The sequence below is a fragment of the Acinetobacter sp. SH024 genome, assembly GCF_000163635.1.
Classification (GTDB): Bacteria; Pseudomonadota; Gammaproteobacteria; order Pseudomonadales; family Moraxellaceae; genus Acinetobacter; species Acinetobacter pittii.
On sequence record NZ_GG753601.1, the window covers coordinates 193,907 to 207,948 of the forward strand.

Annotated in this window: 16 protein-coding genes; 6 read left to right on the forward strand and 10 right to left on the reverse strand. The window is 36.5% G+C overall.

Annotated features, from left to right (window positions below; translation table 11 throughout):
• The first annotated feature begins 112 nt into the window (after positions 1-112).
• Positions 113-766, forward strand: a complete 654-nt coding sequence (gene nfsB / locus HMPREF0013_RS13555) for an oxygen-insensitive NAD(P)H nitroreductase (protein WP_002122258.1) — start codon at positions 113-115, stop codon at positions 764-766.
• Positions 767-805: 39 nt separating this feature from the next.
• Here the strand turns inward: nfsB and HMPREF0013_RS13560 are convergent, their stop codons facing one another.
• From HMPREF0013_RS13560 to tsaE, 5 genes are all read right to left on the reverse strand, one after another.
• Positions 806-1,663: an EamA family transporter gene (locus HMPREF0013_RS13560; protein ID WP_002122237.1), complete on the reverse strand. Its 858-nt coding sequence runs from the start codon at positions 1,661-1,663 to the stop codon at positions 806-808.
• 140 nt (positions 1,664-1,803) lie between these two features.
• Complete coding sequence (hfq, locus tag HMPREF0013_RS13565) at positions 1,804-2,316, reverse strand: RNA chaperone Hfq (RefSeq protein ID WP_002122267.1); 513 nt, start codon at positions 2,314-2,316, stop codon at positions 1,804-1,806.
• Between the two features lie 94 nt (positions 2,317-2,410).
• Positions 2,411-3,355 (reverse strand): tRNA (adenosine(37)-N6)-dimethylallyltransferase MiaA, encoded by a 945-nt coding sequence (gene miaA / locus HMPREF0013_RS13570; protein WP_002122252.1) that lies wholly within the window; start codon positions 3,353-3,355, stop codon positions 2,411-2,413.
• Positions 3,356-3,361: 6 nt separating this feature from the next.
• A complete protein-coding gene (gene mutL / locus HMPREF0013_RS13575) occupies positions 3,362-5,311 on the reverse strand; it encodes a DNA mismatch repair endonuclease MutL (protein WP_002122200.1) in 1,950 nt (649 codons plus the stop codon).
• Positions 5,304-5,777, reverse strand: a complete 474-nt coding sequence (tsaE, locus tag HMPREF0013_RS13580) for a tRNA (adenosine(37)-N6)-threonylcarbamoyltransferase complex ATPase subunit type 1 TsaE (RefSeq protein WP_002122283.1) — start codon at positions 5,775-5,777, stop codon at positions 5,304-5,306. The genes mutL and tsaE overlap by 8 nt, the downstream gene beginning before the upstream one ends.
• A 120-nt stretch (positions 5,778-5,897) precedes the next feature.
• Here tsaE and HMPREF0013_RS13585 point away from each other — a divergent pair, with 120 nt between their 5' ends.
• From HMPREF0013_RS13585 to HMPREF0013_RS13595, 3 genes are all read left to right on the forward strand, one after another.
• A complete protein-coding gene (locus HMPREF0013_RS13585; protein WP_005803556.1) occupies positions 5,898-6,806 on the forward strand; it encodes a pseudouridine synthase in 909 nt (302 codons plus the stop codon).
• A gap of 110 nt (positions 6,807-6,916) precedes the next feature.
• Positions 6,917-7,225, forward strand: coding sequence for a type II toxin-antitoxin system RelB/DinJ family antitoxin (locus HMPREF0013_RS13590; RefSeq protein WP_002122138.1), 309 nt, complete (start codon positions 6,917-6,919; stop codon positions 7,223-7,225).
• A 98-nt stretch (positions 7,226-7,323) separates the two neighbouring features.
• Positions 7,324-7,767, forward strand: coding sequence for a GNAT family N-acetyltransferase (locus HMPREF0013_RS13595; RefSeq protein ID WP_002122286.1), 444 nt, complete (start codon positions 7,324-7,326; stop codon positions 7,765-7,767).
• On the opposite strand, the gene HMPREF0013_RS13600 is transcribed toward HMPREF0013_RS13595, so the two are convergent.
• Complete coding sequence (locus tag HMPREF0013_RS13600; protein ID WP_002122183.1) at positions 7,760-8,464, reverse strand: pseudouridine synthase; 705 nt, start codon at positions 8,462-8,464, stop codon at positions 7,760-7,762. The genes HMPREF0013_RS13595 and HMPREF0013_RS13600 overlap by 8 nt on opposite strands.
• 101 nt (positions 8,465-8,565) lie before the next feature.
• Positions 8,566-8,784: a hypothetical protein gene (locus HMPREF0013_RS13605; protein ID WP_002122273.1), complete on the reverse strand. Its 219-nt coding sequence runs from the start codon at positions 8,782-8,784 to the stop codon at positions 8,566-8,568.
• 249 nt (positions 8,785-9,033) lie between these two features.
• On the opposite strand from HMPREF0013_RS13605, the gene HMPREF0013_RS13610 reads away from it, so the two are divergent.
• Positions 9,034-9,486: a DUF441 domain-containing protein gene (locus HMPREF0013_RS13610; protein WP_002122149.1), complete on the forward strand. Its 453-nt coding sequence runs from the start codon at positions 9,034-9,036 to the stop codon at positions 9,484-9,486.
• Between the two features lie 60 nt (positions 9,487-9,546).
• Here HMPREF0013_RS13610 and HMPREF0013_RS13615 read toward each other — a convergent pair whose 3' ends face one another.
• Positions 9,547-10,467: a LysR family transcriptional regulator gene (locus HMPREF0013_RS13615; protein WP_002122195.1), complete on the reverse strand. Its 921-nt coding sequence runs from the start codon at positions 10,465-10,467 to the stop codon at positions 9,547-9,549.
• Between the two features lie 287 nt (positions 10,468-10,754).
• The gene (locus HMPREF0013_RS13620) at positions 10,755-11,552 is read right to left on the reverse strand and encodes a DUF4198 domain-containing protein (RefSeq protein ID WP_005803562.1); all 798 of its coding nucleotides are present in this window, start codon (positions 11,550-11,552) and stop codon (positions 10,755-10,757) included.
• A gap of 214 nt (positions 11,553-11,766) precedes the next feature.
• Between HMPREF0013_RS13620 and HMPREF0013_RS13625 the strand changes: the two genes are divergently transcribed.
• Positions 11,767-12,966 carry an MFS transporter gene (locus HMPREF0013_RS13625; protein ID WP_002119446.1) on the forward strand — a complete coding sequence of 400 codons (1,200 nt, stop codon included), beginning with the start codon at positions 11,767-11,769 and terminating at the stop codon, positions 12,964-12,966.
• Between the two features lie 26 nt (positions 12,967-12,992).
• On the opposite strand, the gene HMPREF0013_RS13630 is transcribed toward HMPREF0013_RS13625, so the two are convergent.
• Positions 12,993-13,976, reverse strand: a complete 984-nt coding sequence (locus HMPREF0013_RS13630) for an ion transporter (RefSeq protein ID WP_005073642.1) — start codon at positions 13,974-13,976, stop codon at positions 12,993-12,995.
• Positions 13,977-14,042: the final 66 nt, after the last annotated feature.

The window sequence follows — 14,042 nt, forward strand, 5'->3', positions numbered from 1 at the left end:
ATATAAACATTATATTTCTTTATCAAACTATATACGAAATGTTTTTGAATAAAATAGCGTATGATGGCAAAGATTAAATTCTCTCAATTGCTATACTGATATGGAGTAAAGTATGGATTTATTAAATACGGTTAAAAGCCGCTATACAACAAAAGCATATGATTCTGAAAAGAAAATTCCTCAAGAAAAAATTAATAAATTATTAGAAATTTTACGTTTTACCCCTTCTTCAGTAAATATTCAGCCTTGGCACTTTATAGTTGCAGACAATCTTGCAGCTAAAGAACGAATCGCAAAAGCATTAACAGGAAAGTATGCTTACAATGCTCCTAAAGTACTTGAGTCATCACATACACTTGTATTCTGTACAAAAACGGATATTACATCTGAGTACTTAAATCAACTACTTGAGCAAGATGATTTAAGTGGCCGTTTTAAAGATGAAAAAGCAAAATTAGGCCAAAAAGATACTCGCCATGGCTACGTCGAGTTCTACCGAAATGAACAGAAAAATTTATTCGGGTGGATGGAAAATCAAACATTCATTGCTTTAGGACAGTTACTGTTTGCTGCGGGCTTAGAAGGCATTGATGCAACTCCAATGGGTGGCTTTGATGAAGAAATTTTAAATACTGAGCTCGGGTTAACTGAAAAAGGCTTACGAAGCTCTGTGATTGTTTCTCTAGGCTATCGCAGTGAAAATGACTTTAATGCTAAGCTTCCTAAATCACGTCTGCCAGATGAAGTGATTTTCACATATTTATAAAAATATCTATAGTTCAAGAGATTCTATTCTCTTGAACTATCAAGCCATTGCGCTAGCTAAACAAACTACCCCACTTATTCCTAAAAGAATCCCCAAAATAGTAGGCCATTTTAATTTTTCTTTATATAAAATCACTCCGCTTAAAATTCCCAATAACACAACAAGAATATTCATGCTCGCAAAAACAATAGCAGGAGAATCTTTTAAAAGAATATGAGCTTTTACATATAAAGCAATATTTGAAAAATTGAGTATTCCCAATATTAATCCAGCTATCGTACTTTTAAACTGCCACTTTTGAGTCCTCTGTAGCAATAAATAAGAAATCGACAATATAAAAGCAGTAATAAAAATAAGATTTAAAGTGAGTGCAAACTGCAGACCTAAACTACTTGTATATTTCAAGAGAATATCTACTGCTGCATAACCACACCATACACATAAAAGAGCAAAGATCGCTTTTCGAGATTGGTGATTTGCTGAAGAATTGATTTGCCCAAATAATACGAGTAAGACCGCAGAAATCCCTAGGCCTATACCCCACAGTTTTAAGGTATTAAATTGTTCATGAAAAAAGAAATATGCCGCAAGTAAAGAAAGAACAACTGAAAGACGCTGTGCAAGTTCGGTTCTCACAATTCCTGCATACTCTAATGATTTAGCAAGACATAAAAAAATACTAGGTAAAATTATTCCTAAAGCAAAGATTAACCACCAAGGCGTATGTTGTATTGAAACATGTTGAATATCAGGCTGAAACCACCAAAAACAAAGAAGACTTGCGCTTGCATAGTTCCATGCAATCATTTGTAGTGGTTGATAACCTTTTCTCTTTAAATTTTTTAATAGGATCGATACCAAGACACTGCTAAAAGCAGCAGCTAATATTAATAGCATTCATTAAAGCCCTATTTATTTAAATAAAATTAGTCATCATGGCAAATCATTCTCCATGACCAGTTAAATATTCTGAATCAACTTTTAAATACACATAAAAAAACCAGTCATTGTCTGACTGGTTTCTTTTAAGATTTCAATTAACGATTATTTTCGTCGTCTTGACCATCTTCAAATTTAGAATCGTTGTCAAAACCACCTTGATGACCACCGAAACCACCTTGACCACCGAAGCCACCTTGACCACCGAAGCCACCTTGACCACCGAAGCCACCTTGACCACCGAAGCCGCCTTGACCACCGAAGCCACCTTGAGCGCCACCGAAGCCACCTTGAGCGCCACCGAAGCCACCGCCTTGACCGCCGCCAAAGCCGCTACCTTGACCACCAAAACCGCCTTGAGTGCCGCCTTGTGCTGGGAAGCCTGTACCTTGTGCGCCTGCTGGACGAGGGTTACGTGCTGGAACAACAGTTGAAATCGCGTGTTTGTAAACCATTTGACTTACAGTATTTTTTAATAAAACAACATATTGGTCAAAAGATTCAATATGACCCTGTAATTTAATACCGTTCACAAGGAAAATAGAAACAGGGATACGTTCTTTACGGAGAGAATTTAAGAACGGATCTTGTAAAGTTTGACCTTTAGACATTTTTAACTCCAAAAAAAAATTTTTAAATCAGCGCAAAAAAACTATCTTTATTTTTCAACTAAAAATTATAAAAAGACAGTGTGCAAATTTTGCTTTATCCATAAGAGTTTCGCAAGTCTTCTTTCGCCTGCTTTATCGTCAAGTAAGTTTTAAAATCGTGTATTTCTTGCAAAGAACGTAACCACGTATATTGACGTTTGGCAAGTTGTCGTGTTGCAAATAAAGCTTTATCCTCCATTTCACGTTTACTTTTGAGACTTAGATCACTTTTTAATAGAAATTCTAGTGCTTGTCGATAACCCACCGAACGCATTGAGGGTAAATTTTCATCTAAATCGTATTTTTCAATTAGAGCTTCAACTTCACTCAAAAAACCGATATCCCACATTTTGCTTAATCTTTGCTCAATGCGTTGATGTAATTCTACCCGATCTGGAAGTAAAGCGTAGTTATGAAATATGTATCGATATGGTACGTTTTTTGGTTGTTCTGCCTGCAATTTAGTAATTGGTTCATCCGTAATTTTATAAACTTCCAGTGCCCGAATAATTCTTTGCTTATCAGTTACATTAAACTTTATAGCGGCGGCAGGGTCTACAGAAACCAACTCATCATAAACTGCTTGCCATCCTTCATTTAGAGCTTTTTCTTCAATGGCTGCCCGAACTTGAGCATCAGCACTTGGTAGATTACCAGATAATCCTTCTAACAATGCCTTGAAATATAACATTGTCCCTCCTACTAAAATAGGAGTTTTGCCACGTGAATGCATTTCATCAATCAATTTACATGCATCTTCAACAAACTGAGCAGCTGAATAGACTTCTAGAGGAGTAATAATATCAATAAGATGGTGAGGATAGAGTTCTTGCTCTTCACGAGTAGGTTTAGCCGTGCCAATATCCATATCTTTATAGACAAGAGCGGAATCAACAGAAATTAGCTCAAAATTTCCACGCTCGTATAATTCACATGCCAAAGCGGTTTTTCCGCTCGCAGTTGGTCCCATTAAATTGATGACGGGCAATTGATTTGACATGTAAAACTACTCTCCTCGAGCAAATAATTTATCTAATTGAGGTAATGGAAATGCACGCCAAGTTGGCCGCCCATGGTTACATTGGCTCGCAAATTCGGTTTGTTCCATTTGACGAAGTAAAGCATTCATTTCTGAAAGACTGAGTTGTCGATGTGCACGTACTGCTCCATGACATGCCATTCCAGCTAATAACTCATCTCTTTTTTGAAGTAATCCTTGTGCTTCATCATTTGGATCTAAATCATTTAAAAGCTCTGGAATAAGATTTTCAAAATCAGCTTTTTGTAATATAGCTGGCACACCGCGAACAATAACTTGCTCATCACCATATAAATCAATTTCCAAACCTAAGCGCTCAAGCTGAGGTTTTAATTCTTCGACCCTAACGGCTTGCATACGGCTAATGGAAATCACCTTAGGTATAAGCAATTGCTGAGATGTCCAAAATTCAGGTTTATCCCAAGCGTTTTTCATTTGCTGTAATAAAATACGTTCATGTGCCGCATGCATATCAACAATAATAAGCCCTTCGGTATTCTGCGCTAAAATATAAATTCCATGCAGTTGAGCAATTGCGATACCTAATGGAAATTCATCTACTTTAGCAACTGGCTCAATATCCTCATTTACCGAAAAATTAGTAGGTTGGTCGCGAAGTGGGGCTAAATAAGTTTTTAAAGCATTATTTAGTTGAGCAGAACCATTATATTTTGGTGTTTGATCTGCATAATGAACAGCTTTCGGACGACTAGCGTTAAAATCAGTTAATAATTCTGTCGGTGCAGGCTGAGTTCGTGCTTCACTGTCAGAATTTAAAGTTTCATTTGCACGGTGCAATGAAAATTGCTCTTGATATTTGGGCTGAGGTTGTACTGAATAATCTGAGCTTTCATCCGCTTTCATCGCTTGAGCTAGATCAGCACTCGCTGTCTGAAATTGTGCGAGAGTTTCTTTTGCATAATGTCTTACAAACTCATGCACTTCTCTTTGATTTAAAAATCGAATCTCATGTTTAGTCGGATGGACATTGACATCAATATTTTCAGGGTCAACTTCTAAAAAAAGTAAATAAGATGAATGTTGATGACCATGTAAAATACCGTCATAGGCCATGCGTAGCGCATGCGAAATCGTTTTATCTTTGACAATACGACCATTTACATAGACATATTGCATATCAGCCTGTGCACGTGCATCTGAAGGATGACCAAGCCAACCTGATAAACGCATACTAATACTTTCAGCATCAATCCAATATGCATTTTGAACAAATTGTGAGCCTAATAATTGCTGAACTCGTTGAAAACGCAGTTCTCCGCTATCTGCTATCGGTAAATTAATTCTAATATTATCATTGTGTTCAAGCACAAAACGTATATCGAAATGTGTTAGGGCTAGACGGCGAACGATTTCTTCAATATGACCAAATTCAGTGGTTGGTTTTTTTAAGAATTTACGACGCGCAGGAACATTAAAAAATAAGTCCTGAACTCGAATATGAGTACCTTTTTGTGCTGCAACAGCTTGTACCTCTTGATGATCAAATGCTGTACCGTTTACTTCAACTTGATGACCAATACCACTTTCATCTTGGCTACTGGTCAAAGTCAATCTTGAAACCGCAGCAATCGAAGCTAAGGCTTCCCCACGGAACCCCAAACTCACAATCGCATGTAAATCTTCAGCAGTTTTAATCTTACTTGTGGCATGACGCATGACAGCAAGTGCCAAATCATCGGGATGAATACCATGCCCATTATCAATGATTTCGATTAAAGTCGAACCACCTTGAGCAATCCGTACAATCAGCTCAGTTGCACCTGCATCAATTGAGTTTTCTAATAATTCTTTGACCACAGAAGAAGGACGCTCAATCACCTCACCTGCTGCAATCTGGTTCGCTAACGCTGCGTCTAATGTATGAATACGACGTTGTGTTAGCTTTTCATCAGTCATGAAGCTGTTCCTGCAAAGTCTGGTACAAATTTTCTGTTGGTAAAGTTAACGTTACTAAACGAGTCAACTCATCATCTGACTTTTGAATGTCAATGATGATATGCGCTTGTGGAATTTCATCACCACCTTTAGAAGGCCATTCAAATAAAAATAATGCATCTGTGATATCTAAATAATCACGGATTCCCATTAATTCAAGTTCGTAGGGGTCATTCAAACGATATAAGTCAAAATGAAAAATTTCTTTATCATTAATTTTATACGGCTCAACAAGCGTATAAGTTGGGCTTTTAACAGAACCTTTATGGCCCAAAGCCTGTAAGAAATAGCGCGTAAGTGTGGTTTTACCCGCACCTAAGTCCCCAATTAAATAAATTACACCCGACTGAACATGCTGCGCCAAAGCTCGAGCTAGACGCTCAGTATCTTCTTCATGATTTAAGACCAATTTCAATGAATACGACATAGCACACATAACATGATTCAAAATAATCGATATGATAACATTGCCCTGCCTTAAAAGCCTACTTAAGCCTTAGAAGTTGGCTTTTTTTATATCAATTTTCTTAAATATTCACACTTTTTTATGTCTAGTCCAAACGAATTTCTGCCGCCCATGATTGAGGGAGTAAGTGCGAGTCAAGTCTATCTTCCTGTACAAACAGATGCTCAAACGATTTATGAGTATCTCTGTGGTCACTTTCCACATATTAAAACTGAAGAATGGGAACAAAGATTTCAGGACGGCCTTATATATGCAGCAAATGGGGATAAATTAACTTTAACCAGTCCGTATGTCGGCAACACCCATATTTTTTATTATCGCTTTCTTGCATATGAACCACATGTACCTTTTAAGCATCACATTTTATTTGAAAATGATGATTTACTGGTGGTCGATAAACCACATTTTTTAACAATTAGCCCGACAGGACAATATGTTCAAGAAACTCTTTTAGTGCGGCTAAAAAAACAAACAGGCAATGAATTTTTAACACCCATTCATCGCTTAGACCGCGAAACCGCGGGTGTTGTTCTATTTTGCAAGCAGGTTGAGTCGCGTGGTATATACCAACAATTATTTGCAGAGCGCCAAGTCAATAAAATTTATCACGCTATTGCACCTTATAAAAAAGATTTAAATTTTCCTCAGACATTACATTTGCATTTAGATAAAGGTCTTCCTTTTTATACGATGCAGGTTATAGAAAATGCGAAAGCCAATACCCAGACTTATATTGAGCTGATCGAGCATAACCAGATTTGGGCAAAATATCGCTTAACTCCTACAACGGGCAAACAGCACCAACTTCGAGTGCATCTTAATTACTTAGAAATCCCGATTAAAAATGATCCATTTTATCCAGTAGTTCAGCACAAAGCTGAGGATGACTTCTCGGAACCATTACAGCTTCTGGCTAAGCATATTTCATTTACAGACCCCCTCACAAAAGAGGGAATGTCTTTTAATTCCGAGTTTGAATTGACATTGTAATGTAACCGTAATGACAAAAAGACTATTTTTTATGCCAAAAAGCATTGAAATTACATTGCGATGGTTTAAAATAAATTCCTAAAAATTAAAATCATTTGGTTTTGTTATTCATGCGAAAAACAGAAGTTTATCAGGTTCGACTTGACTCCCAAGAAAAAAAGCAGGCTTTTGCTGTTTTTAAACAACTGGGAATTACCCCTGCCCAAGCAGTACGACTTTTTTTTAAACAGGTCGTATTAACTAAATCTATTCCTTTTGCTATCGAAAATCAGAATATTAATATGGAACAATTATTAAAACTGAGAAAAGCAAAAGCATCTTCATTAAACCAAAATTCATCAACTTTAGCTGAAGATGATGACCATGAAGATTTATTTGAAGAGTTGAATGCACTTCTTGGTGAAAGCGACAAAACTTAACACTGTTGCATTTATAAACAAGTTTTAACGTCAAAAAGCTCTTTTTTTCGTTATGCTCTCTTTGTAAAAACATAATGATAAGTTACAAGGAGTGCCAAATGATCGTTAGACGAGCGACTTTTGAAGATTTAGAGCAACTCGCCGTTTTATTTGATGAATATCGCCAATTTTATGGGGCCTCTTCTAATTTTAATGAATCACTTCACTTCCTAAAACAACGTTTTGAGAATAGAGAAAGTGTGTTCTTCATTCATATTAAAGACGATAAAATTACGGGTTTTATTTTACTCTATTTAGGTTTTTCTTCAGTTGCTTGTTCCACTTACTATATCCTAGATGATGTCTATGTTACGCCTGTTTTTCGTCGTCAAGGTTCTGCTAAACAGCTAATCGATACAGCAATCTTATTTGCAAAGCAAGAGAATGCTTTGCGGATTAGTTTGGAAACTCAAAGCAACAATCATGAATCTCATCGCTTATATGAACAAATGGGATTTATTCGAGATAGCGAGTTCCAAACCTTCCATTGTTTTCTCAAATGATATTTTGAGCGAGTTGTTTTTGTTCTTCAGATAAATAAACCCATTCTCCATCTTCAAGTTCAGGTAAAACCAATTGCCCGACTTGATGGCGATGTAATGCTTCTACCTTATTTCCCACGGCTGCAATCATTCTTTTTACTTGATGATAAACACCTTGATGAATCGTCATGGTTAATTGATGCATTTCTAATATCGCTACATCCGTTGCAGCGAAAATACCTTTTTCTTGATGTAGGCTCACACCTTGGCTCAGCATTTCAATTTGCTCAGGTGTAACTGGATCTATAGTCGTAACATGATAAACCTTTGGAACATGCTTACGGGGATGAGTTAAAGCTTGAAGATATTTACCGTCATCAGTAAGTAAAAGTAAGCCCGTTGTATCTTGATCTAGACGGCCAATGGCTTGCACACCACGTTGAATCATGATTTCCGGTAAAAGGCTAAATACACTTTGATGATGGTGAGGTTGGTGTGAACACTCAAAACCTTTTGGTTTTTTTAGCGCAAGATAAACTTTTTCTCGATATTGATAAGTTTCCCCAAAAAGAGAAAATTCTAAATTTTCTGGAGAGAATTGCTTTTTGAGATCATCTGCAACCTCTCCATCAACACTTACAGATCCGTTTTTTATTAACTGCTGGCAATATTTACGAGAACCAAACCCTTGTGATTGTAAAATTTTTTCCAGCAGCATGAAGTTTTCTCATTAGAACTAAGCTGTTATTTTAACGTAGTTCCATTTTTTACTAAACACTACTCGCTACTGTTTTCATCTACTTGAACTAGCTCGCAACCTTACTCTTCAACGACTCGATAAATATTTTCGTTCTGTTCGCTTTCAAATAATAATTCTGTAGTAGGCAAAATAATTTCATTATCAACAATAATATGCTCAATTCGTTGGCTTAGTTTTAAAGATTCATTTTCATGTTCCACTAAATTTTTCTTTAGTTGTGCTTTTGCATCATGAATCTTATCAAACTGATCTTTGATCTTGATATCTATAATGTCCATAAAATATCCCGTACTCATGAGTAATGATTATTTTTATATCATAATTTTTAAACACTATACTTTTTAACTTGTTAATTTATATAACATTGTGTCCAAGCGTAACCAAAAATTAAAACTCCTTATCATTGAGAGATATACACTCAATTTTTAATTAAGAAGAGCTGAAATCAGCTGTATCTTTTAAAGCTTTCACATTCCAACTCTTAAATATTATACAATTCCATCTATTTATAATGCCCTCCGCTCGCCATGCTTGCCCAATTTGATGTTAATTTAGTTGTTCTACTCGTTCTGCTTGTCTGCGGCTTATTAAGTCAAAATGCAGCTGTAACTATTGCAGCAGGTGTATTGATTGTCGTTAAAATCACACCATTAAATGAGTTTTTCCCTTATATTCAAGCTCATGGTCTTAATTTAGGAATTCTTATTTTAACCATTGGCGTACTCACTCCAATTGCCAGTGGGAAACTCAGTGGTGAGAGTATTTTAAAATCCTTTATTAGTGTTAAGTCTCTTATGGCTATCGCAATTGGCCTGTTAGTCGCCTGGCTAGGTGGTCGCGGAGTAAAACTAATGTCGAGCCAACCTGACGTGGTCGCAGGTTTACTGATTGGTACAGTTGCAGGTGTCGCTTTACTCCGTGGTGTACCAGTCGGTCCTCTAATTGCGGCAGGCTTACTCTCTTTATTCATTGGTAAATAAGAAATCGACATAAAAAAGGTGCAATAAAGCACCTTTTTAACACTTAGGCTAAATTATTTTTTAGCCAGAATAATAAGCGTTTCGCTTTAGAGAGAACTTTTCTAACTGCTTTAAAAACCCTTCAAAATAACTTTTCTCTTTTTCTTCAGTTCGGTAGCCTGCATATAAAGTTCGTCTTAAACCTGTAGGAGAAACACAATCTAAACGACGACTTGTGACCCATCCCTTTTGTTCATACTCATTCACTACCCAATCAGGTAAAGCAGCAATACCTCGTCCACTGGCAACGAGTTGAATAAGCATTTGGGTTAAATCTGTTGTTCGTATTTGCTTAGGCTGAATATTCGCGGGGATGAAAAGTTTAGACATAATATCTAAACGGTGCTTATCAACCGGATAAGTAATTAAAACTTCTTCGGCCAACTCTTGAACTGTAATATTTTCAGCCCGTACCAAAGGATGCGTATTTGATAAGACTAACCGTGACTCATATTCAAAAATCGGAAAATACTCAATTCCTTTTAACGCAATTGGATCAGCTGTAATCAGTAAATCAAATTCTGCATTTTGTAAGAGTTCATGCGGATTGGCTTCAAAACCTGATGCAAAGTCTAAATCGACGTCAGGATATTGCTGGCGATACTGATTTAATAAAGGCATTAACCAGTCAAAGCAACTATGGCATTCCGATGAAAAAATAATTCTACCTGTCTGTCCATGCACAATACGTGTGATATCACTATGTGTAATCTGGATTTGTGGTAAAACATCATCAGCCAATTTTAATAAGCGCTGTCCAACATTAGAAAAACTAACAGGCCTACTTCGACGATTAACTACTTCTACCCCATACCAATGATCTAATTCTTTTAATTGATGGGAAATAGCAGATGGCGTTAAACAAAGGTCATTAGCTGCTGAAACTAATGAACCATGCTCGCGTAAAGCAACTAGAGTTTTAAGGTGGCGTATTTCTAACATGGGCCCAAGCCTAAAAAACAGATTTATCTATAAATGGATAAAGCTCATCTTTGCTTTTCCATAAAACTTTCGACAAATCTTTATTAATGAATTTTATTCAGTTTAACATAAAATTAATTAGTTTGTCTCAACATGAATTTTATTTCATTATCTTTTACTTGCAATGAATTTTTGTTTCCTCTGAAACTAAAGTGAAATTAAACGTTTTAATGAAGTTTTTTTAATGAGTAAGAATATGAAAACTAAAAATAGGCCTAATAAAGACCTATTTTTTAAAACGCTAAAAACTATTGCGCTAAAACATTTAAGCTAATAATCGTATAGCTCTGATCTTTAGGTTTTAATTTCAAATTTAGAGGAGCTGTTACTTCTACTAGGTACTCTCCAACTTTTGGAAACGTAAGTTCGACTTGACCGTTGCCTCCCGCCTTAAACTGATGCACTTGCTTGTCAGTTGCACCCTTTTCTCTTAAATTCACTTCAGCATAAGCTAAAGGCTGTCCTTTTTCAGTTATGGTTAATTTAACAGGTTGAGCAGCTTTAATCTGGTTTGGATGTACAGAGAAACTAACTTTAATCGGTGTATTCGGAAGCTGAATATCTGAAACTTTTCCTTTAGAAAGATAACTCTGCAATATCCACTCACGTGTTACTTGTTCTGTTTTAATTGTTTTTGTTTTAAGGTCAGTTGGAATCAAATATTCACGTTCTGCTTTCGGTGGAGCTTTATCAGCTGGCATATCAAAAAATAAATGCCATGCTTTTTGGTCGTATACATATTTCAAAGGATAACTTGCCTGAGTTTGAACAATGTATGTGCCTTCTTCAGGTAGATCTACATCAAAAACAGTAGCAGACTTATGCAGGGTTTCTGAATTGACGGTTTTAAGCTCATTTCTAGGTGTAATTACAGTAAGCTTAGCATCCTTTAAAGCATATTCACTATTTAATGCTTCTTCCGCATAACCAGCAATTACGGGTACTAGAGTCTGTTCAGTTTTATAAGCTACAGGAGCTACATAAGGTTCATGAGCAAAGCCTGTTGTACATATCAATGCAAGTGACGTCATTAGAAATCTATTCATTATTACAAAATCCTGTTATACGCAAAGTTAAAAATTTCAGACAAAATATAAGCGGATACAGTATACACAAATAAAAATAATTCTTATTATCATTAATAAATTTAATTTTACTTTAAAAAGAAATACGTAATCTTTCCCTCAATATTTTAGTTTTTTATTATTCTGTTCTGTTTTCCCTTATACTTCTCTTTTTTGTGTCTTCCCTTAACTTATTATGGCGTCCCCGCAATCTCCTCTTTCCACACCTCAACATTACTCTCTCTTTTTAGCAATTTTCTCACTCGCTGTAGGTGGTTTTTGTATTGGAACCACTGAATTCGTCGCAATGGGACTGATTCAGGAAATTGCAAATAATTTAAATATTACAGTACCTGAAGCTGGTCACTTTATTAGTTCTTATGCATTGGGTGTAGTTATTGGTGCTCCTATCATCGCTATTCTCGGAGCCAAAGTACCTAGAAAAACTTTATTGCTCGGCTTAATGCTGTTTTATGGTGTTGCGAATGCCTGTACTGCTTTAGCTCATACACCTGAAACTGTTCTAGTCTCACGTTTCATTGCAGGTTTACCACACGGAGCATATTTTGGAGTCGGTGCGTTAGTTGCAGCTGAACTAGCGGGTCCGTCAAGAAGAGCTTCTGCAGTTGCCCAAATGATGATGGGGCTTACAGTCGCAACAGTAATTGGAGTTCCTCTAGCAACTTGGTTAGGCCAAAACTTTGGTTGGAGAGCAGGTTTTGAGTTTTCAGCAACTATTGCTTTCGTCACTTTAATTGCTGTTGGCTTCTTTGTACCCAATATCCCAGTTCAAGCTACTGCCAGTATAAAAACTGAAATAGCTGGCCTTAAAAATATCAACATGTGGTTAACACTAGCAGTGGGTGCAATCGGTTTTGGAGGCATGTTTTCAGTTTATAGCTATGTCTCTCCAATTTTGACCGAATACACAGAAGTTAATATCCAAATCGTTCCTATCGCTTTAGCTATCTGGGGTATAGGTATGGTTATTGGTGGTTTAGCGGCAGGATGGCTTGCAGATAAGAACCTCAACAAAACTATAGTGGGTGTATTAATTAGCTCAGCTATCGCTTTTGTTGTCACTAGTTTTTTAATGAGTAATATCTATACTGCCATCGCATCTTTATTTTTAATTGGCCTCACGGTAATGGGGTTAGGCGGAGCATTACAAACTCGTCTAATGGATGTTGCAGGTGATGCCCAAACTTTAGCTGCCTCACTCAACCACTCTGCCTTTAATATGGCCAATGCATTAGGTGCATTTTTAGGGGGCTGGGTACTCAGCCACCAAATGGGTTGGATCGCTCCAATCTGGGTAGGTTTTGTTTTAAGCCTTGGCGGTCTGATTATCTTACTTATCGCATTTGCAGTAGAAAAAGCCAGCAAAAAAGCTTAATTAAACAAAAGGCTAACTTATTATTTCTAATCAGTTAGCTTTCCACCACAGTGCGGGCAATAACATTTTTTCTCTCGAACCGTCTCTTCTTCCTCTAATACTTTTTCACGCATAATTTGAATAATCAGGTTATGCGCTTGCTCTTTTGGCAATCCTACTTTTTGACGGACCCGCTCTATTTCAATTTCATCATGTAAAATATCAATACCTCGTGCTTGAAGTAGCTCACGAAACTCTTGCTCTAGTCTCTGATTCCGTTGATTAAGCTCATTTGCAAGTCCAGACGCCAAAATACCAGCAGGCAATGCTGCAATACCCACACCTAAAATAGTAATAAGCGCCCCTAATAACTTTCCTAGGCTAGTTACAGGAGTGACATCGCCATACCCCACTGTAGTTAAGGTAACCACTGCCCACCACATAGATTTAGGTATTGAGCTAAAAGCTTCTGGCTGAGCTTTGTTTTCAACCACATAAATTCCAGAAGCAGTCATAATAATCATGATAATTAAAATAAAGATAACTGCTTGAAAAGATCCCTTCTCGCGTTTAATCACACATAACAATATCTGTAGTGAGATAAAATAGCGTGTTAATTTTAATAAACGAAGTAGACGTAAAATCCGAAGCATACGAAGATCGATTCGTACAAAGAAATTCAGGTAAGCTGGCAAAATTGCCATCAAATCAATAATTGCTTCCCCACTTTTCATCCAATTCAAGCGAGTTTTCCATGCGGATTGTGTCGTATCTCGATCTGCAACACTCCACAACCTTAATAAATACTCAATACTAAAAATTGCGATTGAAATATTCTCAAAGTAGTCAAACCAAATACGATAATTTGAGTACAAATCATTTACTGTTTCTAATAAAACAGCAGCGACGTTACCAATAATTAAAATAACTAAAAAATAGTTAATGCATTTACTTACCGTCGTTTCATAGTCATGGTTATGAAGATTATTATAAAAAAACTTACGTAATCCCTTCCAAGCTGAATTATGCATATTGATCTGACCACTTAATATTGTAGATATAGTAAGCTCATCGCCTCTATTCACCAATATAGTCTT